Here is a 24,222-nt window from a genome sequence, read left to right on the forward strand (position 1 = left end):
TTTCCAAAGCTTCTGTGGTTCTTTCTCCTCTACGCAGGAAATACTTTCGTGGGATTGGGTGTGAAAAATATATAAGAACGAGCTTGTCTTGATTGCTTTATCGGATGTTTGGTTTCGATGCATTTCGGTTGTATCGCGTCACATGTTAAGGTTCTCATTTTGAGCCAGGGAAGCCCCTCTTTGCATCTACCTCAAAGTGAGTAATATGCTTTTGTCCTGTGGGCTTCTAGAGAAGCTGGTTTTCCACACCGGCACATATTTTGAATACTTGAGGTGAATCTATGAGTACCGCCGCAGCGATTTCCTCTTCACAAAGGAATTTCCCCTCCACAGCGAATGCCGTGCGCATAACCGCGGAGACTTCGATTGATGCACTCTCTATAGATTCCATTCCAATCCAGAAACCTGGGCCTCGACAGGTTCTGGTGGCCATAAAGGCTGTTTCTCTGAATTATCGTGACCTGCTAGTGGTTTCCGGCAAATATAGCCCCAATTTGCCCAAGCCTCTGATCATTGCATCCGACGGAGCAGGCGAGGTGGTTTCAATAGGGGAGGAAGTAACAGCCTTTAAGCCGGGAGGCAGGGTCGCGGGCGCGTTTTTTCAGAACTGGATAGAGGGCGATTATCACCGTGAAGTAGGGAAATCGGCTCTTGGCGGTTCTGTTGATGGGGTATTGGTTACCTATCGTGTATTTGAGCAGCAGGGGTTGGTCCACCTGCCTGAGCACTTGAGTTTTGAGGAGGGGGCTGCTTTGCCGTGCGCTGCTGTCACAGCCTGGCATGGACTTGTTCCTACTGCTCACTTGAAGAGCGGTGACTCTGTTTTGCTGTTGGGAACGGGTGGCGTTTCTGTCTTTGGTCTGCAATTTGCGAAGTTGCATGGTGCACGTGCCATCATCACCTCCAGCAGTGACGAGAAGTTGGAACGTGCCAGGAGCTTGGGCGCAGACGAGACAATCAACTACAAACGGACTCCCGATTGGGAAAAGGAAGTTTTGCGTCTGACCGAAGGCCGTGGTGTAGATGTCGTTCTTGAAGTTGGCGGTGCCGGTACCTTATCTCGCTCGCTACGTGCGGTTCGTCATGGCGGGCAGATCAGCTTGATCGGTGTTCTCTCCGGAATAGGCGAGTCTCTGAATATAGGCCCAATTCTGCATGGCAATTTGCGCGTGCAGGGAATTTATGTTGGATCTCTATCAATGTTTCAGGCCATGAACCGAGCTATCCATAGCAATGGTCTAAAGCCGGTAATAGATCGCGTATTTCCATTGGAGCAGGCACGTGAAGCATTGCATTACATGGAGACAGGCCAGCATTTCGGAAAGATTGTCATTAAACTCGATTGATCGGGATATGCCGGACAGAGGAGTGGTCTACCACTTCTTCCCGATTATCGATTGCGCATCAAACAAATCTGAGGATCTGAACTGTGACAAAGAATGAGTTCTTGCAGAGACTTGATATCGAGTATCCCATCGTTCAAGCTCCCATGGCTGGCGGATTCACAACACCAGAGCTGATTGCTGCTGTTTCCAATGCTGGCGGCCTCGGTTCGCTTGGTGCAGCATATATGTCTCCCGAGCAGATTGCACAGACCATCGCCAACATTCGAAAGCTTACGTCTCGGCCTTTCAATGTGAATCTCTTTGCCGGTGGCTATGCCTGGGAATCTCACGCAGATCCTAAGCCGATACTATCGATGCTTGGCGAAATACATGAGAGCCTGGGGCTAACACCTCCCCTTCTACCCCCAATCTCAAAAGATCCTTTCGATGATCAATTGGAGGTGATCCTCGAAACCCGTCCTCCAGTTTTTAGCTTTACCTTTGGTGTCCCCAATGAAGGGTCGCTACGGCGGCTTCGTGCGGCTGGAATCACTGTCATGGGAACCGCAACTACAGTGGAAGAAGCTCAATACCTGGAAGGCAAGGGAATAGATGCTGTTGTTGCCCAGGGTCTTGAAGCCGGGGGACATCGCGGTACGTTTCTCCGTTCTTTCGAGACGTCGATGGTTCCAACAATGACTTTGGTGCGGCAGATTGTGAGCACTGTGGCGGTTCCAACAATTGCTTCCGGCGGCTTAATGGATGGGCGCGATATTACGGAGTCTCTGAAGCTCGGAGCATCTGCTGCGCAGCTTGGAACTGCATTCATGACATGTCCGGAGGCCGGAACTCCTTTAGCACACAAGCAAGTGATGCTCTCGACTCACGACGATAGCACCGTTATCACTCGTGCCTTTTCGGGACGTCCTGCTCGCGGACTAACAAACGACTTTGTTGCAATGTTGCAGCATAAGGAAGATATAATTCTGCCATTCCCGATCCAAAATACACTGACCAGAGCGATTCGGAATGAGGCTACCAAAAGGGGAGATGCCAGGTTCCTTTCCCTTTGGGCCGGTACCGGAGTGTCACGGACTCGGGCCCTTCCTGCAGCTGAATTGGTCTCCCACCTGGTGGAGGAAATGTCCGGTTGTCTCGTAAAATGACCGGCATCCCTTGTTTGTAAGTTATCGCGAAAGCATCTCTGCAGCTCATATTCTCTCCAGCTTCCTACCCGCTCTCTTTCCGGTATTACATCGGTAATACCGGAAGACCTGTTCCGGCGTGGCTACATCCACGAGCCTCGAAGCCCGAAGCCGCTTTCCTTCGAAGGAAGCGGCACTTCACCGATCCTTGATCGGACACAATAACGCTGGAATTGTTCGAAATAAAACTTTCACCGACTGCTTTCTTTTGGTACTGTTGACGGTTCCATTTTCAGGGCATTTGGATTTCGCATGGCTCATTAACGAACCATGACTGATTGCGCTGATAAGCGGCTTCAGCCTACACCGGAATCGAACTGTCCTGGCCGTCAGCTCGTAAAAGAGCTTGACATCTCCACTATTACGAGCAAATACTCGTAATTAACAAAAATACGAGTGTTTATTCGCAAATGAAAAAGAGACCAACCTCAACGTCGGTTATGTCCAGAAAACGGCAGAAGCGTGGACAGGAAAGGATCGACGCACTCCTCCGGGCTGCAGAAGAGGTCTTTGCAGAGGTCGGATATGAGCGTGCAACGACCAATCTGATAGCTCAGAGGGCTGAGGCTTCGCCCGGAACGCTATATCAGTTCTTCCGTAATAAGGAAGAGATGGCTATTGAACTCGCCAATCGTCATATGGCCCGGTCGGCTGTGATGCATGACCGGTATCTCTCCGAGAACAGACAGCTGCCTCGAGATCTTGTTGCTGAAATCGATAGCATCGTAGATCCGCTTCTGTCGTTTGAGCAAAGCGTGCTTGCTCTGGAGGCCATTGAACTTGCAGTGGCGACTACACCGGAGCTTCGGACGAAGGCTGATTTTAGACACCGATCTGCAGTGGAAAGGCTTTCGCGGAGATTGAAAACCATAGTTCCACACCTTACTCCTGCGGAAGGGATCCGTGTTTCCGAGGCTTGTGGGGCTATCTTTCAAGGATTCCTGCCCATGGTGCGCTCGGCGAGCGCTCGTCAAAGAAAGCCGATTGTGAAAGAACTGAAAACCGTTCTCCACCGTTATCTCGAACCTTATTACAAGGGAAAGCGATCATGATTCGTTGTTGTTCTGCTTCAATTTTGGCGATTGCCTTTTTGAGCGCAGCCTCTGTTTCTGCGCAGCAAGCTTCGAGTGACCCGCCGGTGCTCACGTTACAGCAGGCAATCGAGCTGGCTGAAGGAGGAAACCGCGAACTCGCCGCCAGCCAGTTCGATATCAAGAGAGCAACCGAGATCTTTCTTGAGACTCGCACAAACTATCTGCCCAAGCTTCAGACCCAGATATTGGGTGGTGTGCCATTACAGCGTTTTTCCTTCAACATTCCGGCTGGAATTCTTGGAACTTATCCAGGCACAGGCCCTATTCCTGGAAAGGACTCTGAGATCAGTACTAACAGACGGCTGACAGGTATTATTTTTGCTTCTGCGCAGCAACCTTTGACACAACTTTTCAAAGTCCACTTGGCGACTAAGGAATCAAAAGTTGGAATCGAGCTTGCAAAAGAAAGTGTGCGCGGCAAGCGGCAGGATGTTGTTCATCAAGTTAAACAGACCTACTACAAGGTGTCGGAAGCACAGACTCAACTTGAGGCGGCAAAGGCCGGATTGACCTATCTCCAGCAACTAGAAAAGGAGATGGATCGGAACCTTGAGGAAAAAGTTATCCTGCCAAGTGACAATCTCACCGTGAAGTCCAAGGTGAAGCAGCAGGAGTACTTGGTTGCGGCTGCGCAAGATGCGTTTGATTTGCAGAAAGAGGCTCTGAATCGCCTGATGGGAAGGGATCTGGATACATCCCTTTCGGTGACGGTCGATTCGACTCCCAGCTTCGAAGAAATCGATCTGCAAGCAGCGCGTCACCACGCGTTAGCGGAACGTTCCGAAGTAAAGCTGGCTCAGCTGCAAAAGCAAAAAGCTGACTTGGAAGTGAGCAGGCAGAAGGCCGAATCGATTCCGGATATAGCCCTGAGCACACATTACCTTTCCTTTCAGAACATCAGCTTTATGCCGACAAATGCTGCTACGGCTGGGTTGGTGATGCAATGGCAGCCTTATGACTGGGGATATAAGCGGCATCGTCGCGATGAATTGAGGAGTGTTGCTCGGCAGACATCGCTGAAGGCTACGGATGTAGAGCAGCAGGTTTTGCTCGATGTCGATCAGAAGTTTCGCGAATTGAAGAGAAGTCGCATGTTGTTGGGTGCGAAGCAATCGGCAGTCGATGCGGAAAAAGAAAAACTGAGAGAGTTGAATAACCGTTACTCACAAAAGGCGGCACTCTTGTCAGATGTGCTCTCTCAACAGGCTTCACTGACCCAGGCGGAGAGCCAATATCACCAGGCGTTGAGTGACTTCTGGACTGCCAAGGCCAATTTTGAACATGCACTGGGGGAGGACTAGGTGATGAAGAAAGTAACTGCGAAGGGGAGAAAGAGTTCTCATCCCGGATTTTTTGCTGCATTGCTTCTGCCTGTAATCTTGGGTGGTTGCCATAGCAAGGTGCCACCTGCTGCAGTACAGATTGTCAGCACTGGGACAGTGGATACTGTGGTTAGTGAAGATGGCCAGCGATTTTCGGCTTCCGTCGTACCCAATGCTCAGGTTCAGCTTGTCTTCAAATCCGGCGGCATTGTGCAGAGCATTCATCAGGTTAAAGGTGCCGACGGGCGCCTGCGCAATATAGGAACCGGAGATCCCGTTGAAAAGGGAGAGATGCTGGCTCAGGTACGTGTTACCGAGTATGACTCTCATTTGAAACAGGCGAATGCGGAACTGCAGCAGGCAGAGGCTCAACTAGCTTCTGCAAAGGCGAATCAGTTACAGGCCACGTTGAATTACAACCGTGCCAAGAATCTCTATGAATCTTCGAGCTTGGTGAAACCGGATTTTGATCGGGCACAGGCTGCATACGACTCCGCAAACGCGCAAGTGCAACAGGTGAATGCGGCCATAAATGCCGCTCATGCGGCGATTACGCAAGCCCAAGTTGCTTATGGAGACACGGCTGTGCGAGCTCCTTTCCAAGGTTCCGTTGCGGAGAGGAATGTTGAGATTGGGAGTTTAGTCGGAGGGAGTATGCCTGCCTTTACCGTGATCGATACTCATATCGTGAAGGCGATCTTTGCTGTACCGGACATTTCGCTGAAAGATGTTCGATTGGGTCAGAAGTTAAATATCTCTCTGGACGCTATGCCTGAACCGGTTCCTGGTGTGGTCACGTCCGTTTCTCCTGCAGCCGATCCTAGAAGCCGGGTTTTTTCTGTAGAGGTGACGATTGCCAATCCACATGGTTGGGTTCGCCCTGGAATGATCGGCAGCCTGACCTTGGGCGGGGAAAAGATTGAACGTCCCTATCTCGCAGTTCCTTTGGGTGCCGTCATCAAGTCACCCAATCAGCAGAATGGGTTTGCTGTTTTTCTGATTCATGAAAACAATGGCAAAACCTATGTGAAAGCTCAGGATGTGCAACTGGGGAAAACCTTGGGTAATTCCATGGAAGTTCTGAGCGGGCTTACAGCCGGACAGCGAATCGTTGTGTTTGGCAGCCAGTTGGTCAGAGATGGCCAGGAAGTCAAAGTGGTTCGTTAAGGAAGCATCATGGCGCACAGAACAGACGAAGACCTTATCCAGCATGAGCATAATAGTGCTCGTTTCTTTGTAGAGCACAAGCAGGTAGCGTGGGCGGCGCTGGTGGCTGTAATCATATGGGGCATCTATGGCTACATGCATATGCCACAGCGCAAAGATCCTGAGATTGCTGTTCGCGTGGCCGTTGCCACCTGCTTCTGGCCTGGGGCTACTGCGCAGCAAGTTGAGCAGATGATTACCAGGCCGATGGAAGATGCCATTGCGCAGAACAGGACAATCCATCCGGCGGCTCCCGATACCTATGGCATTCGTTCGATTTCTATGCCCGGAGCCGCTTTCGTTTACGTGCAGTTGTCGGAAGATACGAAAGACACTCGTGAGCAGTTCAGCGACATCAATCTGCGTCTCGCCTCGATAGCTCCCCGTTTACCGCATGGTGCTACGGGCATTCAGTTTCAGAGTGATTTTGGCGACACGGCAGCGCTCATGCTAACTGTAGCCAGCCCTACCGTAGATGATACCGAGGTGCTGCTGCGGGCTCGCTCGATACAGGAGTCAATTCAGCAGGCGCGTACCTTGAGCGGCAGAAATGGCCCCGATCAGGTCAGCATTGCTTATGTCTATCCTTCGAATCTCTCTTCACCGCTGCTGGAGCAACTAACTCGTCGCTTTATCAGCTATATGCAGGACGCTGGAGCTTTAACGAATCCACAGTTGCTGTCCGGAAGCGGATTTTTGGGGGTGGACGCTACTACAGCTCTTCCAGATCAAAAGATCCAGACGCTGATTGAAGACTTTATGCATACGCGTATGCAGTCTTCAGAGACTGATCCGGATGTCTGGGCTCCAGTGATCATCCGCAATCCGCAGGACACCTTTAATCGACTCCGTGCCGTAGCTGGAGACAAATACACCTATGCTCAGTTGGAAGAGTATACGGACTTGTTATCACGTACCTTTTTGGGCGTGCCGCAGACGTCTCGTGTAGAGCGCAAGGGCGTACAGAGTGAACAAATTTATCTGGATTACTCCCAGGAACGTCTGGCGGGTTATGGCCTGCAGGCCAGCGATCTCGGGCGGTTGCTAGCTGCGCGTAATATTACACAGTCGGGTGGCAGCATGGAGACGGAGAGTAAGCGAATCCTGCTGAATCCTTCGGGCCAATTCGATACAGCCTCCTCTATTGGAGATGTAATTGTTGCTGCGTCGAATACGGGTGCACCTGTCTATCTGCGCGATCTGGTGCGAATCAGCCGCGGCTATCAGACGCCGCCCCAGTATCTAAACTCCTACACCTGGCAGGACAAGGATGGAAATTGGCATCACAATCGTGCAATTACCATCGCTGTCTATATGCGCTCGGGTGAGCAGATCAAAAAGTTCGGTCAGACCATCAATGAAGCGCTGGAAAATGCGAAATCATCTTTGCCTCCCGATCTGGTAATTGCTCGTACTTCCGATCAACCGCTCCAGGTGAAGGAAAACATCGATCTCTTCATGCAGGCTCTTGCGGAGGCCATTGGGCTGGTCGTGTTGATCGCCTTGGTGGGCTTCTGGGAGTGGCGGTCTGCGTTGCTGATGGCGTTGTCGATTCCTATCACGTTGGCGATGACCTTTGGCATGGCCTACATGGTCAAGATCGACTTGCAGCAAGTCTCGATTGCAACCTTGATCATTGCTCTCGGTCTTCTGGTAGACAACCCCGTTGTTGCAAATGATGCAGTGAAGCGGGAACTGGCGACGGGGGTTTCCCGGCATCATGCTTCCTGGCTGGGGCCGACAAAGCTCGCTACCGCGATCCTGTACGCCACGATTACCAACATCATTGCCTATCTTCCGTTCCTGATGTTGGATGGATCTACAGGCGAGTTTCTTTATACGCTCCCAATCATGATGACCGCGGCGCTCGTGGCTTCGCGGATTGTATCGATGACCTTTATTCCGTTGTTGAGCTACTACCTTCTACGCCCCGATACCGGAAAGCCGTTCGATATGGAAGAGCATCGTACAAAGGGCTTCTACGGCTTCTACTACCGGATGGCAGGTGCAGCGATTCAGCATCGCTGGAAGGTACTTGCCGGTTCATTGGTCTTTCTGCTGATAGGAGCTCTATCGGCTGCTTCCCTCAAAACACAGTTTTTCCCGGAGGATGTTCAGTATTGGTCGTATGTCGATATCTGGCTGCCGAATGATGCTCCATTGTCTCTAACCAGCCAGACAGCGCAGCAGGTTGAGCAGATCATCCGGCGAGTTACGAATGATTTTGAGCGGAAGCATCCGTCGAAGAAAGAGGGTGAGCATTTACTGCACTCTCTAAATACCTTCATCGGTGGGGGCGGGCCACGTTTCTGGTTCTCGGTATCTCCAGAGCAGCAGCAGAAAAACTATGCTCAAATCATCATTCAAGTGAATGATAAAGAGGAGATGCCAAAACTCGTTGCAGAGCTGCAGGCTGCCTTCTCGAAAGAGATTCCACAGGCAAATCTGATCGTGCATCAGTTACAGATCAATCCTGTGGAGTTTCCTGTCGATATACAAATTTCCGGCCCATCGGATGTGGATACCTCTCGCGAAGAGGAGGATATCCGCAATCTTCGCCAGATTGCTGGCCGGGTCCAGGATCTTTTGCGTCCACTACCTGGTGTTCAGGTTGTCCAGAATGATTGGTTTCCTGAATCTCCAGAGGTCAATCTGAAGATCGATCCTGACCGGGCCAATCTATCCGGCATTACAAACTACGATATTGCCGGATCTACCTCGGCAGCAACAGCGGGTGTGACGGTAGCCAGCTTGAGGGAGGGGAATAAACAAATTCCGGTTGTAGCTCGACTTCGCTCCGACGAGCGAGCGCAGCTTTCGGATCTTAAGAATCTGTATGTCTACTCCTCCCAGCAGAGCGATCGTAAGCTGCCTCTGATGTCCGTTGCTTCCTTGGAGAATCAGTTGGAAACCGGACGCATTCGTCGCCAGGAACATTTCCGCACGATCTCGGTTCATGCTTATCCTCAGCCTAGAGTTCTCGCGTCCCAAGTGCTGAAAGAGGCTCTGCCGGGACTAAAGGCGATAGAAAAGCAGCTTCCATCTGGATATCGCTTACAGATATCCGGAGAACAAGCCAAGCAGGAGATCGGATTTAAAAATCTGAGTTCGGTCCTGATTATTTCTCTTGCCGGTATTTATGCCGCTTTGCTCATGCAATTCCGCCACGCCGTCAAGCCTCTTCTTGTGTTTGCCGCTGCCCCTTATGGGGTGGTTGGGGCTTTGATTGCGCTAGCAATTATGAAAACACCTTTCGGCTTCATGGCGTTTCTTGCCATTGCAAGCTTGATCGGTGTCATCATCAGCCATGTCATCGTGCTCTTTGATTGCATCGAGGATATGCGCGAGAAGGGTGAACCATTGGAGCAGGCTCTTCGCGATGCAGGCATCGTGCGTTTGCGCCCGGTAATCATTACGGTTGCGGCGACGATCCTTGCACTGTTCCCGCTGGCTCTTCATGGCGGCCCCTTATGGCAACCCCTCTGCTATGCCCAGATCGGTGGCTTGGCCGTTGCGACCTTCATTACCTTGTTGTTGGTTCCAGTGCTGTACAGCATCTTCGTCCTGGATCTGAAGATCGTACCGTGGGTAGTCGAAGAGAAACAGGTGGAGGTAGAGGAAAAGAATTAGATCTCTTCGTCCCGGGTACCGGCCGATTGCTGGGTGCCCGAGGACGTACCTCTGGCTCAGGAAGCTAGAAGAAAGCTGCACTTCACCATCTTTAGCGAGTGTATACCTATGCGAAAAATGCTTTAAATATAGGTTTTCCTTCTTCATTGATTTAAGCAAAATGGAAGGAATGTTGATCATCTTTAGCGGCCTACCGGGTACAGGGAAGACGACTCTTGCGCGTGCATTAGCTGGCCATCTGGATGCTACTTATGTGCGTATCGACTCCATTGAGCAGACCATACGGGAGTTTGGCTACAAGAAGCCTCTCGACGATCTTGGCTACAAGATCGCATATGCGGTCGCTGGGGATAATCTTCGTTTAGGACGGACCGTTGTCGCAGATTCCGTGAATCCATTGCAGATTACCCGGGAGGCATGGCGGCAGGTGGCCAGAGATGCTCAAGTACGAGCCATCGACGTTGAGGTCGTTTGCTCGGACAAAACAGAGCACCAACAGAGGGTAGAAACAAGAGTGTCGGATATTCCCGGCTTACGGTTGCCCAATTGGAATGCTGTTGTTGCCAGAGAATACCATCCCTGGGACCGCGACCACCTGGTAGTCGATACCTCTTCAGAGTCCGTAGATCAGAACGTTGAGATTATTCTCAAGACCATCGAGAGAGTCAGATATTGGATTGACGAGTAAAAGAGTCGGAAGAATGAGGGAGTCCTCTTCTCTTGGGGTGCTCCCTCATTTCATGCTGCGATTTGTTTATTCAGTAAGGTATTGAACGACTTTCTTGCCTCGATATTCAGCAGCCGTGAGGCAATTATCCTTTGCGTTTCATCAGCCGAAAGGCAAAGTTCGTCTGGAAGCCACGGTATAGAGCTAAGTCGATCCATAACATGGCCATGGCTTCGAGCCATCGGGCATTACTAAGTGGTCCCACATCTATGGGATCAAGACCTGCAGCGGTTAGGAGTCATTTAACTGTCCGTTTCGAATCTGCGTCATTGCCGCAATAGAAGCCGCTGGCCTTGCCTTCCGGGAAGGATGTGTTTCCTAACAGACCCGCACCTAAAGCATTTTCCGAAATGCTGTGAACTTTCTAAGCTGGGTGAAGAGCGGCTTTCTTTGATGGAAAGCCGCGGCAAACGTCCCTCGCTTCGGTCTACATCTTTTCGAAAAATGCTCTAAGGTATTGAAAGCCTTGATTACATGAACTTCAGGTCTCAAGGCAGCAATCTGTTCTGCTGACGAAGTTGTGGCTCCGATTTCCAGACCGCTCAGATCTTTATTGAGAGGGTTGGTGCAGTCGATGATGATTTTCCCGCTGAGATTTCCGCAAGCCTCCAAGGTGTCACGAACAGCGGTCCAGGGAATAGCGAGCGCAACAATATTCGCTGAAGCTGCCGCTTCGTTGACAGTGACGGGCTTGATGTTATTACTGTTGGGTTTCGAAGTTTCCGGGGAGCGTACTCCCACATAAACTTCATGATTAGCTGCAGTCCAAACTTTCGCCAGACTGCTCCCTACATTTCCGAAGCCTACGATTGCTATTCTCATAATTCTGGTATTCTCACGAACGCTGTGACAGTAGCAATTACGCACAAATTTGTACCTATTGGGGAGCTTCGGGATGGATATCGAATCTTGTCCGGTTAAGGCTGCGATTGAAGTGATAGGCGGAAAATGGAAACCACTGATTCTCTATCACTTGAAGAGATAGGAGCCTCAGATTTGGTGAACTACTCAGGCGAATTCCGGAGGGCTCCCGTAAAGTATTGACGGAACAACTGCGCCAGTTATCGGTTGAGGGTATTGTTGGCAGAAGACGATATGACGGGAAAGTGCTGCACACCGAATACTTCCTTACTAACTACGGTAAGACCTTGCGTCCAGTTTTGTCTGCGTTAGCCTCCTGGGGTGAGAAACATAAGAAACAGGAGTGGTGCTACGAAGATCGATCTTCAGAGATGGTAGATACGGCAAGACGAGAAAGAGCCTGATTCCTGATGCTATTTGGGGTCAAATCTGCATCGAAAGAGAAAGATCAAATCAATATGCTCGTTCTAGGCGCGGGGGATCGAGATTTTGTCATTTGAATTGACATTGGGACTGAAAATACTTCGTAGAAAACCCGCAGCTTTGCTAGGGTGTACAACCGTAATACATTGGGAGTTGATTCCCTCTGCTGCGTTTTGAGGAGCGAACTGCTCTAGAATAGGGGAACTATGCTTTTAGAGGGCATTTTCAGCGCTGTGACCACTCCGTTCTATCCGGACGGCTCTTTGTATTTACGCAAGCTCGAACAGAACATAGATCGTTATTCGCAAGCTCCTCTTTCTGGTTTAGTTCTTCTGGGTTCAACAGGCGAGGCGGTCCTCCTCGATGATGAAGAATCGCGTCAAGTGCTGAAGTCAGCGCGCGAAGCCGCAGCAGATGACAAAGTACTGCTTGCTGGTGTTGGACGGGAAAGCGTTCAGGAGACTCTGAAACTGGCTGAATATGCTGCAGAGCTCGAATATGATGCAGTACTTGTTCGCACTCCGCACTTCTATGGACCACAGCTGACCCGTGACGCTGTCTTGAATTATTTCCGTATGATCGCGGACAGCTCTCCTCTCCCGGTTGTGGTTTACACCATTCCGCGCTTTACGCATTACGAACTGCCGGTCGATATGATCGCAGAGCTTGCCTTTCACCCCAACATCATCGGGCTTAAGGACTCTACCGGGAAGGTGGAGCGGATTTCTCAGGTGCTGGAAGCCACACAGAAAGTTCCGAAGAGAAATGTAACTGTCACTCAATTTTTCGAACCTCTCCCAAAACGTGCCCTAAAGGCAGGCTCTGAGTCCGAGGAGCAGAACTTTGTTCCCTCCCAATCCCTGGGAGCGGGAGAAACAGCGACGGCAGTAGCCTTTCCGAAAGAGCAGAGAAAAACCCGGAACCGCGAGGTGGGATTTCAGGTCTTGTCCGGATCTGCACATACAGTGAAAGCTTCTCTGGATGCCGGTGCTGGTGGAGCCGTCCTCGCCTTTGCGGCATGTGCTCCGCAAGCTTGCTTGGAAATCTATCAGGCGTGGAGAGACCACGACATGGAACTGGCAGAGGAGAAGCAGCACCGGATTGAGATTGCTTCTTTGAAAGTTGCTGGACATCTCGGGGTTGCCGGGGTGAAACATGCCTGCGATCTGAACGGCTACTACGGTGGCCGTCCCCGCCTTCCACTCTTGCCGCTGACAGCAGACGAGAAGATCGAAGTAGAAGCTTTGATGGCGGGTGTGAAGAGCTAGGAAGTGTGGCCATTCTCTGCCGGAGAATGGCCACGCAAATATCAATTCCGGTCTGCACCGACCCTCCAAATGTTCTAAGTCGGTCTTCTGCCGGTCGAAAACGCTCCAATTGCTCTGCAGCGCACCGAGTTCTTCTCATTATGTGGCCGGTCAGTTGCCGCTCAGATGTCAATAAGTATCGCTATGTGGTACTGCTGAAGCGTGTTTTCCCTTAATTGCGGAATTCTGTGCCTCAAAAATACGGTCCATGGACGTCTCTTTTCGGTCCAGGATTGGCTTCTGCTAAGAGGTGAATTCACAAAAATCAGCTTTGAGACGCAGTATTTTCGGGGTGATTGGCGATCCAGGTTCGAGGGGTGACCAGAGATGCGTGGTCTGGATTATCCTAGTGGCGGTTTTACCAAGCGTCGTTTTTAGCTGGTTGTGGTTCATGTGACTATAATCACTAGAAGCGACAGGTGAAGAAACAAATTCTTTACCCGATTTCTTTGGAAGGGAATCCCGCCAAATGGCGACAGGAGACCTAGCCCTGGGTCCCGAGCAGGGCCAATCTGAATCCCCCATAGCGCAGAAGCGGATTACAAACGACTTCAGCATTCAAGTAGCTACTGTCAACGGCTCTGGTTCGCAATCTGCGAACAGTATTTTGCTTAAGAGCATCTTCGGGATGGGCGTCCCGGTCAGTGGCAAAAACCTCTTCCCCTCGAACATTGCAGGCCTTCCTACCTGGTTCACGATTCGTGCCAGTAAGAACGGCTATGTTGCTCGGAAGAAAGAGATCGATATCTTGGTGGCTCTAAATCCAGAGACGGCGCAGAGCGATATTCTCTCGCTGCCCGCCGGAGCAGTCGCCATTTATGAACAATCCCTCGACCTGAAGCAGTATCGGCAGGATGTGATCTGCTATCCGGTTCCATTCGATAAGTTAACGGCCTCCGTATGTCCTGAAGCCCGCCTTCGTAAGCTTGTCAAGAACATGGTTTACGTCGGTGTAGTTGCCAAGATCATTTCGCTGGACATGGCAGCCGTTGAAAGCGCTGTTCGCAAACAATTTGCCAGGAAGCAGAAGGCCGCAGACTTGAACATGGCCGCTGTAAAGGCAGGGTACGATTACGCGGAGCAGTCGCTGGTAAAGCAGGATCCATATGTGGTGGAGCGGATGCACGCCACAGATGGAATGATCATCATCGACGGAAACTCGGCAGCTGCGCTTGGTGCCATGTTTGCCGGAGTCACGGTCGTGACCTGGTACCCGATCACGCCTTCTTCTTCATTGGTTGAGCACCTGATCGATCTGATGAAGAAGTACCGCATCGAGCCGAGCGGCAAAGCCAATTTTGCGATTGTGCAAGCCGAAGACGAACTGGCTGCCGTCGGTATGGTTCTCGGTGCAGGCTGGGCCGGTGCGAGGTCGATGACTGCGACCTCGGGTCCTGGTATCTCACTGATGTCGGAGTTTGCCGGTTTGGGCTACTTTGCCGAATTACCGGGGGTGATCTTCAACGTTCAGCGGACCGGTCCCTCTACGGGCATGCCGACCCGCACCTCTCAGGCAGATTTGCTGGCTACCGCATATCTTTCACACGGTGACACAAAGCATGTCATGCTGCTTCCTGGATCGGTGAAGGAGTGTTTCGAGTTTGGCATTGCTGCTTTCGATCTGGCCGAGCGTCTGCAGACTCCGGTTTTCGTCCTTTCCGATCTCGATCTAGGGATGAACAACTGGATGAGCGAACCCTTTGAGTATCCTGAGAAGCCGATAGATCGCGGTAAGGTTCTGACTGCCGAAGATCTGAATCGTTTGGGTGGATTTGCTCGTTACCGCGACGTGGACGGCGATGCTATACCTTATCGCACTCTGCCGGGAACCGATCATCCTCAGGCTGCTTACTTTACCCGTGGCAGTGGTCATAATGACAAGGCCCTCTACTCTGAGCGTCCCGATGATTATCAGGGCATCATGGATAGACTGAGTCGTAAGTTCGAGACAGCACGCACACTGGTTCCGAAGCCGGTTGTTGTACAAACAGGCAAGTCGAAGGTCGGCATCATCGCCTTCGGTACCTCGGATTTTGCTGTTATCGAGAGCCGCGATCAGTTGCTCAAGGAGTTCGGTCTCGAAACGGATTATCTCCGTCTCCGCGCCTTCCCCTTTACGAAGGAAGTGCACGAATTCATCGCCAGCCATGAGCGGGTTTACATCGTGGAGCAAAATCGCGATGCGCAATTACACAGCCTGCTAAAGCTGGATATTCCAATTACCGAAGCTGCAAAGTTGCGCAGTGTTCGCCACTTCAACGGTCTGCCTATAGATGCGCGGTCTGTGACGGACGAAATCACGACGCAGGAGGAAATCTAATGGCTACGACGACAAGTACTCCCGGACCAAAAGTAAACCGTCTGGGATTACAGGTAATCGATTATCGTGGCGGTAAGACGACGCTCTGCGCCGGTTGCGGTCACAATGCCATCTCCGAGCGCATCGTCGATGCCATGTTTGAGATGGGGGTCACGCCGGAGCGGGTGATGAAACTCTCAGGCATCGGCTGCTCTTCCAAGAGCCCGGCCTACTTCCTTGGGCGTTCTCATAGCTTCAATAGCGTTCACGGCCGTATGCCGGCTGTGGCGACGGGTGCTCTACTAGCCAATCACACCATGATTGGACTTGGCGTCAGCGGTGATGGCGATACTGCGTCGATCGGTATGGGCCAGTTCATCCACTTGATGCGCCGCAATCTGCCCATGATCTATATCGTGGAAGATAACGGTGTATACGGTCTAACCAAAGGACAGTTTTCGGCGACCGCCGATGTGGGCTCCAAGCTCAAGACCGGAGTAATCAACGATCTGCCCCCGATTGATTTGTGCAGTTTGGCCATTCAATTGGGAGCAACCTTCGTTGGCCGTTCTTTTTCGGGTGACAAGAAACAGCTGCTGGCAATGCTGAAGGCTGCGATTTCTCATCGTGGTACCGTCATGCTGGATGTGATTTCTCCGTGCGTGACCTTCAATGATCATGAAGGTTCCACAAAGAGTTACAAATACATGCAGGAACACGAAGAGGAAATTGGAGAAGTTGGCTTTGTTCCCAGCTTCGAAGATATCTCTGTCGACTACGATCCTGGAACCACTTACGATGTGAAGATGCACGATGGTTCTCACCTGCGCCTGAGTAAGGTTCATGAAAGCTATAACCCGACAGACAAGGTTGCAGCTGTGAATGCCCTGATGGAAGCTCATAATCGTGGTGAGGTGCTGACCGGTGTCTTCTATGTCGATACGGACAAGCCGAGTTTTACGGATGTTTTAAATCTGGTGGATGAGCCTTTGGCGACTTTGCCAATGGAGCGGGTTCGTCCTCCGAAATCTGTACTCGACGAGATTATGGCTCATCATCAATAAGCTTCGTCATAATTGCTGTTTTTATGTTGGGGTGCTGCCAGGTGCAGCACCCCAATTTCTTTGTGCCGATAGAAAGTCGATCTTCTTCTGTGCGAAGGGAAAAGGCTACACGGTACAATTTCTGCTAAGGGCAAGCAGCTTACATGAACGCAATTCTTTCTATTTCTCCGCACGGTCGACTCTTTGTTATTGCCTCAGAGACATCAGAATCTTCGGAGGATGCTGTATTCAGCCGAATTGCGCAAGCTTTTGCAACGGACCAGGCTCATGGGCTGTTATTTCTTGCCACCCGCCAATTACAGACGAATCTGCCTCCGGATTTTGCCTTTGCCAGGGATTTTGCCAGCCGGTACTTGACACAGCTTTGTCATACTCCGGAGATTGCCGAAGCCAAGGAACTGCCGCCTGTTGAAGTGCCTACGGAGGGGGAATTGGCATCTCTGGTGCTGGAAGCTCCTCCGGTTCGGGGCTTGGAATATCTGAATCCGGAATGCCTGAAGGTCTGGTGGCAAGATCTGGATAGTCTCGTTCGCACCGAAGCAAGAGCGTCCAAACAGAATATTCAGGATTATCTACGCGAACTCAACCCGATCTGGCGAACTGTTGGAAGAGTGACTTTTCATCTCGCCGAGAACAAGAGAGATCCGGAGTATCCATTCGCATTTTTGGCTACTTATGCCAGCCGACTGTCTTCAAAGGGCAAGGTGCAGCATCTTCCATTAGGCAAAGCTCTTCAGGAGTATGCCGGTGCGAAGAATCGTTCTGCTTTACTCACCCTGCTGCAACCGATCCAGAAAGCAGGTGAAGGTGCAACGTGGGTAAGAGAATTAGCGGATTCCGGAGATATCTATCAGCCGTTAGCCTGGACTCCACAGGACGCTTATCAATTCCTGCAAAGTGTCCCAGTACTCGAAGAAAGCGGACTGATCATTCGTGTGCCGGATTGGTGGAAAGCTGCTCAACCACCACGGCCCTCGGTCAGTGTGAAGATCGGCGAAAAAAACAAAATTGGGCTGGGGAAAGAAGCCTTACTCGATTTCTCCGTGAAGATGGCTCTCGATGGTGAGTCCTTAGATGAGGCGGAGATTCATTCGATTCTCGAATCTGCAAGCGGTTTGGTTTTGCTGCGGGGCCGCTGGGTCGAGGTAGATCGGGAGCGGCTTTCCGAAGCTCTGAAACATTGGAAGCAGATTGAACGCGAAGCCCGGCGCGGGGATATCTCTTTTTTCGAAGGCATGCGCCTGTTGAGTGGCGTAAGCCTGGGATCGAGTACAAATTCCATCTTGCAGAGTGCCGAACGGGAATGGGTTGGTATCTCTGCCGGGAAGAATCTGACGGAATTGCTGCAACAATTGCGAGCCCCGGAAGGACTGGATGGTACTCCACCTCCCGGATTGCGTGGCAAGCTTCGCCCCTATCAACAGACTGGTGTACATTGGCTCCGATTTGTTACGCGTATGGGACTGGGTGCCTGCCTGGCCGATGATATGGGGCTTGGAAAGACCATTCAGGTAATCTCGTTACTTTTGCACCTGAAATCGGAAAGTCCAAAAGCGAGTTTACTGGTTGTCCCGGCATCCCTGATTGCCAATTGGAAGTCGGAACTGGAGCGTTTCGGGCCATCGCTTTCCGTAGTGATTGCACATCCGTCGGAGAAGTCTACAGGGGAAGATGTGGCAGAAGCCGCTCTGAATTGCGACCTTGTAATTACCACCTACACCATGCTTACGCGGTTGGATTGGTTGCGTCAACGCGAATGGCGGCTGGTTATCCTCGATGAGGCGCAGGCAATTCGTAATTCCGGTACGCGACAGAGCCAGGCTGCAAAAGATCTTCAGGCTTTGGGCCGGGTCGCTCTTACGGGTACTCCGGTAGAGAATAGATTATCGGATCTCTGGTCATTGTTTGATTTCCTGAATCCGGGTCTGTTAGGTGGTGCCAAGGCCTTTAGCCGTTTTATTAAGCAACTGGGCTCGGCGGCAGAGGATGCTGCTGCCAAGCAAAGTAATGTCTACGGACCTCTGCGGACATTGGTACAGCCCTACATTTTGCGAAGACTGAAGACCGATAAACGAATCCTCCCCGACCTTCCGGAGAAGACCGAGGTAAGTGCATTTTGTGGTCTCAGCCGTAAACAGGTGGTGTTGTACGAGCAGTCGGTGAAGGAATTGGCGGGAGCTTTGCATGAATCAGAGGAGGGAATTCAACGTCGCGGCATAGTTTTGGCGTATCTGATGCGGCTTAAGCAGCTTTGCAATCATCCCTCGCAGTGGATCGGAGACAACGAATATCAGCCGGAACATAGCGGAAAATTCCAACGGCTTGCAGAGATCTGCCAGGAGCTTGCCGAACGTCAGGAGAAGGTGCTGATTTTTACGCAATTCCGCGAAATCACTACTCCATTAGCGGACTTCCTTGCCGGGGTATTCGGACAACAAGGGCTGGTTCTTCATGGGCAAACAGCGGTAGCGAAGCGCCGGGAATTGGTCGAGCGCTTCCAGCGGGACGATGGGCCGCCATTCTTCATTTTGTCGTTGAAGGCCGGTGGAACAGGGCTCAATTTAACCAATGCGTCCAACGTGATTCACTTCGATCGTTGGTGGAATCCGGCTGTGGAGAATCAAGCTACGGATCGCGCTTTTCGCATTGGCCAGAAGCGTAATGTCCTGGTTCACAAATTCATCTGCCGTGGCACAGTGGAAGACAAAATCGACGAAATGATTGCGCAGAAACGTAGCATCGCAAATGACCTGCTCGATGGAGGGGCGGAGACTCTCTTAACGGAGATGAGTAATGAGGAATTGCTTGGCTTCCTTGCGCTCGATGTTAATAAAGCAATGGAAGGCTAGAGGAATTACTGCGATACTATGTCAAAATCTAGGTTCTTGAGGAAACGATTGATGTGGTGGGAAGATTATGCTCCTTACGTTCCTGTAGCTCAAAGACGTGCCAATGCATTGCGAGAGATCAAGAAGCTTGCCCGGAAAGGTGAGCAGACATTTCCAGTCGAAATTACGGGGCGCAAGATTTCCACTACATTTTGGGGTGAGGCCTGGTGTGACAATCTCGAGTCCTACAGTGATTTCAGTAATCGCTTGCCGAGAGGCCGGACCTATGTTCGTAACGGTTCGGTTGTCGATTTAAAGATGGAAGCGGGTAAGATTACCGCACTCGTTAGTGGTTCCAGTGTTTATCGCGTATCTATCGAGATCAAGCCACTTCACAGAACATGCTGGAGTGGAATTAAGACACAGTGTGGCGGACAAATCGGATCGCTGGTCGAGTTGCTTCAAGGCAAATTGTCGAAGAACGTGATGGAAATCGTTACTCGGCAAGGGCAGGGGCTATTCCCAATGCCGAAAGAGATCAAAATGCATTGCTCTTGTCCGGATGCGGCAGGCATGTGTAAGCACATTGCGGCAACTCTTTATGGGGTGGGCAATCGTCTCGATTTGCAACCGGAGCTTCTATTCACGCTCCGGCAGGTGGATCACATGGAGTTGGTTATCCAAGCCACTACGCCTATTGCGGCTCCTCGGGGTGGTAAAAAGAAAGTGCTGGCTGCCGAGCAGTTGGCCGATGTGTTTGGTATTGAGTTGGAGCCTACTGAGGTCGAGATATCTCCTGTCGTCAAGCCTTCTCGTCCGAAAAAGGCAGCGCGAAAGTCTCCTAGCAAACAGAGTGCAAAGAAATCTGTTAAGAAAGTTGCAAAGAAAGCTGTTAAGAAAGCTGCAAAAAAATCTGCAAAGCTTCCCCAAGCCGAGGCTCCAAAGAAGATTGTGCATAAACACAAGCGAAAGTAGTCTGCTCATCGTTGTTTGCGGTTCTTGGCGAGATCGGATGAAATTTCAATTCCAAAAGAAAGGGGGGCGCATAAGCGCCCCCTTTTTCTCGGTGGTTCGGTCGTTGTTTTAGAAGATGAACTTCGCAGCCAATTGAATGACGCGTCCATTGTAGGAAGCGCTGCTTCCGAAGCTAGTCGGAACTCCGAAGGCCGTAGTTCCTGTGGTATTTGGAGTCAGAGTGGTTCCTGTTACCAAATATTGGTTAGTGGTTACACCAATGATATTGGTGTGGTTCAGGATGTTGAAGGCCTCTCCGATGAGCTGGAACTTAGCCCCTTCGGTGATTGCCACATCCTTGGTGATGCGTGGGTCGAGGCTGTAGTAGTTAGGCATCTGCAGAGAGTTTCTCCGGACGCCGGGAACACGTTCGTTACGGCTGATGCCATCTCCGTTCAGATCGGAGCTGACGGTCGGGGTGTAGGGCAAACCGCTCTGCATCGTGAAGATTGAGCTGATTGTCCATCCACCGGCTACGCGGCGGGTAATACCCGACAGATTCTTGGCAAACGGATCAAGGTTCCACACTTCACTGACCACGAAACGATTGCGAACATCGGCGTTACCACGTCCCAGATCCAGACGGGGACGAAGCGGATCGTACACCAGCTTACCGTCATCGCTTCCCACTACAACAGCGGTTGCATCCGGAGCATCGTCCAGCACCTTGCTCCACGTATAAGCAAGATTCATCTGCAAACCGCTGGCGAAGTGCTTATCCAGCTGAGCTGTCATGCCGTGATAGCTGGAGTGAGCCGAGCTTTCAAATTGGAAGACGTGGTTGAAGTTGGAGTTGACCAGTTGCGAGTTAATCTTTTGGTAGGTGAAAGACTGCCCGTTTGTCGCGGCAATGGTTGCAGGAGCTTCCGAGACAAAGTTCGCATCACGGGTGCGCTGCAATCTCAGGCCACGAACGCCAAGATATCCCAGGGTAAAGGACAGATCACTGGCCACCTGCTGCTGGATCTGCAAGTTCCATTGAATGACTTCCGGCTCGTGATATTTCTGCGAGAAGACGTAGATGTTCGATTTTCCCGGGGTTCCTGGAATCGCGCAATTCGGAGCGTTGGTCGGAGCTCCGCAGGTGTTATTGGGATAGGTTGGGAAGTAAGGATTCGTCGTGGTCGGACGGAAGGTCAGTGTCTGCACGTTGAGAGCATTATTCGAGCTCGCAGTTCCAACCAGGATGGACGGTGTGTTTCCGAAGAAGATGCCGCTACCACCACGAATGACGGTGTGGCTGTTCGAAGTTGGCTGCCATGCAAAGCCGACGCGAGGTCCGAAGTTCATGTCGTCGACAGGAATATTGGCAGTATTGAAGCCGGTGGAAAGAGCTTGCGCGTTCTGGACTGAAGGTTGATGGAAGGTCTGACGATCCCAACGGAGGCCGTAATCCACAGTCAAGCGAGGAGTAATGCGCCAGTCATCTTGGATGAAGGCTGCTGCCTGTAACAGGTTTGGAGTGGTACGCGGTCCGGTTGTTCCTGCTCCTGCATATGCCTGAACGAGTTGCAGGTTGGAATTTGGTGTTGCCGGGAGAACCAGTGGCTGCCCAAGCAGGCTGCGCCCGAAATTCTCGAGGGTATCGAAGGTATAGGCTCCGGAGAAGTTCCCGGGGAAGTTGTTGAGGATGCTGTCGCGGAGGATATCCACACCAAACTTCAGCGTATGAGTGCTAAGAACGTAAGAGAGAGTATCGGCGTACTGCTGACGGTGAAGCGTAGTTTCACGCGGACTGAAGTTGTTGCGGCCTACGGTTAACTGCACGGCATTGTTGTTGCGTACGGCTGCTTCCGGATTAAGGGAGTTTGCCTTTCCAGGTTCGCTATCTCTCTGGTAGCTGAGGCGCAGGGTATTGATCAACTTAGGAGTGATGGTGGAATTCCACTGCAGTCCTACGGTGTCGCTGATGACGTTGGAGGCGCCTGTGTGTTCCTGCGCACTGGTGGTACCGCTGTTTTCCAGATTATTCCCATTGAAGCGCTGTGCGTTGTAACGCAGAGTGATCTGGTTGCGATCATTCAGCGTGTAGTCCAGCTTCGCTAGATAGACATCCTGGTTGAAGGTTGTGTTGTAGGTGTTGCTGCGAGCTGTCAGGTATTGGACAGCTGCTGTTTGTGCTGCTGTCGTGGGCGTCGGCAGGCTCAAGCTGACAGGTACTCCAGCCTGGTTACGCTGTCCGTCATAATCGAAGAAGAAGAAGAGCTTGTCCTTCTTAATTGGCCCACCAATGTTTCCGCCAAACTGATTGTAGTGATAGCCCGGCTTTACGGGAGCAGTAGTGCGCAGGCGTCTGTTGAAGAAATCGCGCTGCATGCTGTAGCTCTGATCGTTTGCATTCAGGCCGCGATCACGAAAGAACTCGAAGGCGGTACCGTGGAAGGCGTTCGAGCCCGACTTCGTGATCACATTGATAACAGCTCCACCGGCACGTCCAAACTCCGGAGCGTAACTGCTGGTGTTGACCTGGAATTCCTGAACAGCGTCCTGACTGAACTGGTAAGGAGCACGCCCGGAACCGGTACGTCCGAGGGTCTGCCCAAAGAAGGTGTTGTTGTTGTCTGCACCGTCGATGGTCAAGGAGTTGAGTGTTCCTCGTTGTCCTCCGAAGCTGAGGTCGCCGCCGCGGACGTCACGCACGACACCAGGGGTTAACAAAGTGAAATCGAGAAAGTTACGTCCATTGGTGGGCAGGTTGGCAACAGCACGCTCGTTTACAGCCTCTGCGACTGTCGTTCTGGTAGTGTCGATAACAGGAGCTTCTTCCGTGACCTTGATAGTCTGGGTGGCTCCGGCAACCTGCATGTGAATGGGAAGATTGACTTTCCCTCCGACAGAGATCTGAACATTCTCGGCTTCCACAGGAGCAAAGCCATCGTGCAGTACACGAACTGTATAAATTCCAACAGGGACTACCGGCAGGATGAAGATACCGCTGTCGTTGGATGTCGCCTTCAGTTCGGTACCCTTAGCAGGGTTTGTGACCGTGATGGTAGCCGAGGAAAGTACAGCTCCAGACGCATCGGTGACGACTCCTTCGAGGACTCCCTGATTGCCACCCTGGGCGATTGCCTGAGACGTGACAATTGTGAGCACACTGGCTAAACCAGCGGCCCAACGGAGAATATTACGCATATTGCCTCCAAATTGGATAAGGGCGTGCTTCTACTTGTTTCTAGAGCTTGAATAAGACCTTTCGAAGGCTATCGAAGTAAGGTTAGAGTTTTATTAATAAAGAACTTTTATTGGAGTTTGAGAATGTCTTCTCTCTGGGATTTGCACCTTTCACAGTTCCAACGGCATGTATCGTCGCTTGATCCAACACCGGGAGGTGGTTCCGTAGCGCTGGTTAGTGCTGCTCTTGGACTTTCTTTGGTGCAGAAGGGGATCCGTGTCTCGCATAAAAAAATCGATGAGAATACTTCCGCGTATCGGGAGTTATCGGACCTGGAGATTCGGGCCTCTTCCGCCCTGGAACCTCTAAAGCGTTATGCCGATGCAGATAGTCAGGCTTTTCAGGGATATCTGCATACGGTAAGACTACCTCATTTTACCCCGGAGGAAAAGGCGGCTCGTAAACGAGCTATGGAAGAGGCATTGCTTCATTCTTCGAGGATTCCTCTGGAAGCAGCGGCGCAAATGAAACTGTGTCTGGACATCGCAGAAGCTGCGATGCGGGTATCGAAAGATAGTGTGTTGAGCGATATCGCTGCCGGAGCTTTGTTGATCCGAACCTCTATTCAGGCCGTCTTGTTGAATGTGGATAGCAACCTTACCGGAGTATCCGATGCTATTGTTCGAGATAGTTTGACCCGTAGGCGCAAAGAGCTGGATGAGGAGTCTGCAGGCTACGTTGATGCTGTTCTTCAGGAACTACATCGAAGATTGGCTGTCTCGCAATGAATCTGAGTTCTCCC

16 protein-coding genes and 1 pseudogene are annotated in these 24,222 nt (G+C 51.4%); 15 read left to right on the forward strand and 2 right to left on the reverse strand.

The annotated features are described in order from the left end of the window. Positions 1 to 281 precede the first annotated feature (281 nt). The 7 genes from AC6I7T_RS24815 (at position 282) to AC6I7T_RS24845 (ending at position 10,470) form a co-directional block, all read left to right on the forward strand. Positions 282 to 1,346: a zinc-dependent alcohol dehydrogenase family protein gene (locus AC6I7T_RS24815; protein WP_497790451.1), complete on the forward strand. Its 1,065-nt coding sequence runs from the start codon at positions 282 to 284 to the stop codon at positions 1,344 to 1,346. 83 nt (positions 1,347 to 1,429) lie between these two features. Further along, positions 1,430 to 2,491 carry an NAD(P)H-dependent flavin oxidoreductase gene (locus AC6I7T_RS24820; protein WP_497790452.1) on the forward strand — a complete coding sequence of 354 codons (1,062 nt, stop codon included), beginning with the start codon at positions 1,430 to 1,432 and terminating at the stop codon, positions 2,489 to 2,491. 449 nt (positions 2,492 to 2,940) lie between these two features. Further along, positions 2,941 to 3,582, forward strand: coding sequence for a TetR/AcrR family transcriptional regulator (locus tag AC6I7T_RS24825; protein WP_497790453.1), 642 nt, complete (start codon positions 2,941 to 2,943; stop codon positions 3,580 to 3,582). After that, positions 3,579 to 4,925 (forward strand): TolC family protein, encoded by a 1,347-nt coding sequence (locus tag AC6I7T_RS24830; RefSeq protein ID WP_497790454.1) that lies wholly within the window; start codon positions 3,579 to 3,581, stop codon positions 4,923 to 4,925. The genes AC6I7T_RS24825 and AC6I7T_RS24830 overlap by 4 nt, the downstream gene beginning before the upstream one ends. A gap of 3 nt (positions 4,926 to 4,928) precedes the next feature. Beyond that, positions 4,929 to 6,113 (forward strand): efflux RND transporter periplasmic adaptor subunit, encoded by a 1,185-nt coding sequence (locus AC6I7T_RS24835; protein WP_497790455.1) that lies wholly within the window; start codon positions 4,929 to 4,931, stop codon positions 6,111 to 6,113. 9 nt (positions 6,114 to 6,122) lie between these two features. Next, a complete protein-coding gene (locus tag AC6I7T_RS24840; RefSeq protein WP_497790456.1) occupies positions 6,123 to 9,782 on the forward strand; it encodes an efflux RND transporter permease subunit in 3,660 nt (1,219 codons plus the stop codon). A 169-nt stretch (positions 9,783 to 9,951) separates the two neighbouring features. Then, a complete protein-coding gene (locus AC6I7T_RS24845; RefSeq protein ID WP_497790457.1) occupies positions 9,952 to 10,470 on the forward strand; it encodes a P-loop nucleotide/nucleoside kinase family protein in 519 nt (172 codons plus the stop codon). Positions 10,471 to 10,842: 372 nt separating this feature from the next. Here the strand turns inward: AC6I7T_RS24845 and AC6I7T_RS24850 are convergent, their stop codons facing one another. Continuing rightward, positions 10,843 to 11,331: an NADPH-dependent F420 reductase gene (locus AC6I7T_RS24850; protein ID WP_497790458.1), complete on the reverse strand. Its 489-nt coding sequence runs from the start codon at positions 11,329 to 11,331 to the stop codon at positions 10,843 to 10,845. Positions 11,332 to 11,404: 73 nt separating this feature from the next. Between AC6I7T_RS24850 and AC6I7T_RS24855 the strand changes: the two genes are divergently transcribed. From AC6I7T_RS24855 to AC6I7T_RS24885, 7 genes and pseudogenes are all read left to right on the forward strand, one after another. After that, positions 11,405 to 11,494 (forward strand): winged helix-turn-helix transcriptional regulator, encoded by a 90-nt coding sequence (locus AC6I7T_RS24855; protein ID WP_497790459.1) that lies wholly within the window; start codon positions 11,405 to 11,407, stop codon positions 11,492 to 11,494. Between the two features lie 13 nt (positions 11,495 to 11,507). After that, positions 11,508 to 11,774: pseudogene (locus AC6I7T_RS24860) on the forward strand (winged helix-turn-helix transcriptional regulator); the annotation flags it as partial. A 225-nt stretch (positions 11,775 to 11,999) separates the two neighbouring features. Beyond that, a complete protein-coding gene (locus AC6I7T_RS24865) occupies positions 12,000 to 13,061 on the forward strand; it encodes a dihydrodipicolinate synthase family protein (RefSeq protein WP_497790460.1) in 1,062 nt (353 codons plus the stop codon). A 508-nt stretch (positions 13,062 to 13,569) separates the two neighbouring features. After that, on the forward strand, positions 13,570 to 15,420 hold the full coding sequence (locus tag AC6I7T_RS24870; protein WP_497790461.1) for a 2-oxoacid:acceptor oxidoreductase subunit alpha: 1,851 nt from the start codon (positions 13,570 to 13,572) through the stop codon (positions 15,418 to 15,420). After that, positions 15,420 to 16,463 carry a 2-oxoacid:ferredoxin oxidoreductase subunit beta gene (locus AC6I7T_RS24875; RefSeq protein ID WP_497790462.1) on the forward strand — a complete coding sequence of 348 codons (1,044 nt, stop codon included), beginning with the start codon at positions 15,420 to 15,422 and terminating at the stop codon, positions 16,461 to 16,463. The genes AC6I7T_RS24870 and AC6I7T_RS24875 overlap by 1 nt, the downstream gene beginning before the upstream one ends. Before the next feature lie 143 nt (positions 16,464 to 16,606). Continuing rightward, positions 16,607 to 19,312: a DEAD/DEAH box helicase gene (locus tag AC6I7T_RS24880; RefSeq protein ID WP_497790463.1), complete on the forward strand. Its 2,706-nt coding sequence runs from the start codon at positions 16,607 to 16,609 to the stop codon at positions 19,310 to 19,312. 51 nt (positions 19,313 to 19,363) lie between these two features. Then, the gene (locus AC6I7T_RS24885) at positions 19,364 to 20,266 is read left to right on the forward strand and encodes an SWIM zinc finger family protein (RefSeq protein ID WP_497790464.1); all 903 of its coding nucleotides are present in this window, start codon (positions 19,364 to 19,366) and stop codon (positions 20,264 to 20,266) included. 108 nt (positions 20,267 to 20,374) lie between these two features. On the opposite strand, the gene AC6I7T_RS24890 is transcribed toward AC6I7T_RS24885, so the two are convergent. Continuing rightward, a complete protein-coding gene (locus AC6I7T_RS24890) occupies positions 20,375 to 23,440 on the reverse strand; it encodes a TonB-dependent receptor (RefSeq protein WP_497790465.1) in 3,066 nt (1,021 codons plus the stop codon). Positions 23,441 to 23,563: 123 nt separating this feature from the next. Between AC6I7T_RS24890 and AC6I7T_RS24895 the strand changes: the two genes are divergently transcribed. After that, positions 23,564 to 24,208 (forward strand): cyclodeaminase/cyclohydrolase family protein, encoded by a 645-nt coding sequence (locus AC6I7T_RS24895; protein ID WP_497790466.1) that lies wholly within the window; start codon positions 23,564 to 23,566, stop codon positions 24,206 to 24,208. Positions 24,209 to 24,222 lie beyond the last annotated feature (14 nt).

This window comes from Humiphilus diazotrophicus (assembly GCF_059726315.1).

Bases quoted from the DNA above. Each gene is read 5' to 3' on its own strand.
- AC6I7T_RS24815 (WP_497790451.1), top strand. From the start codon at position 282: ATGAGTACCGCCGCAGCGATTTCCTCTTCACAAAGGAATTTCCCCTCC.
- AC6I7T_RS24825 (WP_497790453.1), top strand. From the start codon at position 2,941: ATGAAAAAGAGACCAACCTCAACGTCGGTTATGTCCAGAAAACGGCAG.
- AC6I7T_RS24830 (WP_497790454.1), top strand. From the start codon at position 3,579: ATGATTCGTTGTTGTTCTGCTTCAATTTTGGCGATTGCCTTTTTGAGC.
- AC6I7T_RS24835 (WP_497790455.1), top strand. From the start codon at position 4,929: ATGAAGAAAGTAACTGCGAAGGGGAGAAAGAGTTCTCATCCCGGATTT.
- AC6I7T_RS24840 (WP_497790456.1), top strand. From the start codon at position 6,123: ATGGCGCACAGAACAGACGAAGACCTTATCCAGCATGAGCATAATAGT.
- AC6I7T_RS24845 (WP_497790457.1), top strand. From the start codon at position 9,952: ATGTTGATCATCTTTAGCGGCCTACCGGGTACAGGGAAGACGACTCTT.
- AC6I7T_RS24850 (WP_497790458.1), bottom strand. From the start codon at position 11,331: ATGAGAATAGCAATCGTAGGCTTCGGAAATGTAGGGAGCAGTCTGGCG.
- AC6I7T_RS24855 (WP_497790459.1), top strand. From the start codon at position 11,405: ATGGATATCGAATCTTGTCCGGTTAAGGCTGCGATTGAAGTGATAGGC.
- AC6I7T_RS24865 (WP_497790460.1), top strand. From the start codon at position 12,000: ATGCTTTTAGAGGGCATTTTCAGCGCTGTGACCACTCCGTTCTATCCG.
- AC6I7T_RS24870 (WP_497790461.1), top strand. From the start codon at position 13,570: ATGGCGACAGGAGACCTAGCCCTGGGTCCCGAGCAGGGCCAATCTGAA.
- AC6I7T_RS24875 (WP_497790462.1), top strand. From the start codon at position 15,420: ATGGCTACGACGACAAGTACTCCCGGACCAAAAGTAAACCGTCTGGGA.
- AC6I7T_RS24880 (WP_497790463.1), top strand. From the start codon at position 16,607: ATGAACGCAATTCTTTCTATTTCTCCGCACGGTCGACTCTTTGTTATT.
- AC6I7T_RS24885 (WP_497790464.1), top strand. From the start codon at position 19,364: ATGTGGTGGGAAGATTATGCTCCTTACGTTCCTGTAGCTCAAAGACGT.
- AC6I7T_RS24890 (WP_497790465.1), bottom strand. From the start codon at position 23,440: ATGCGTAATATTCTCCGTTGGGCCGCTGGTTTAGCCAGTGTGCTCACA.
- AC6I7T_RS24895 (WP_497790466.1), top strand. From the start codon at position 23,564: ATGTCTTCTCTCTGGGATTTGCACCTTTCACAGTTCCAACGGCATGTA.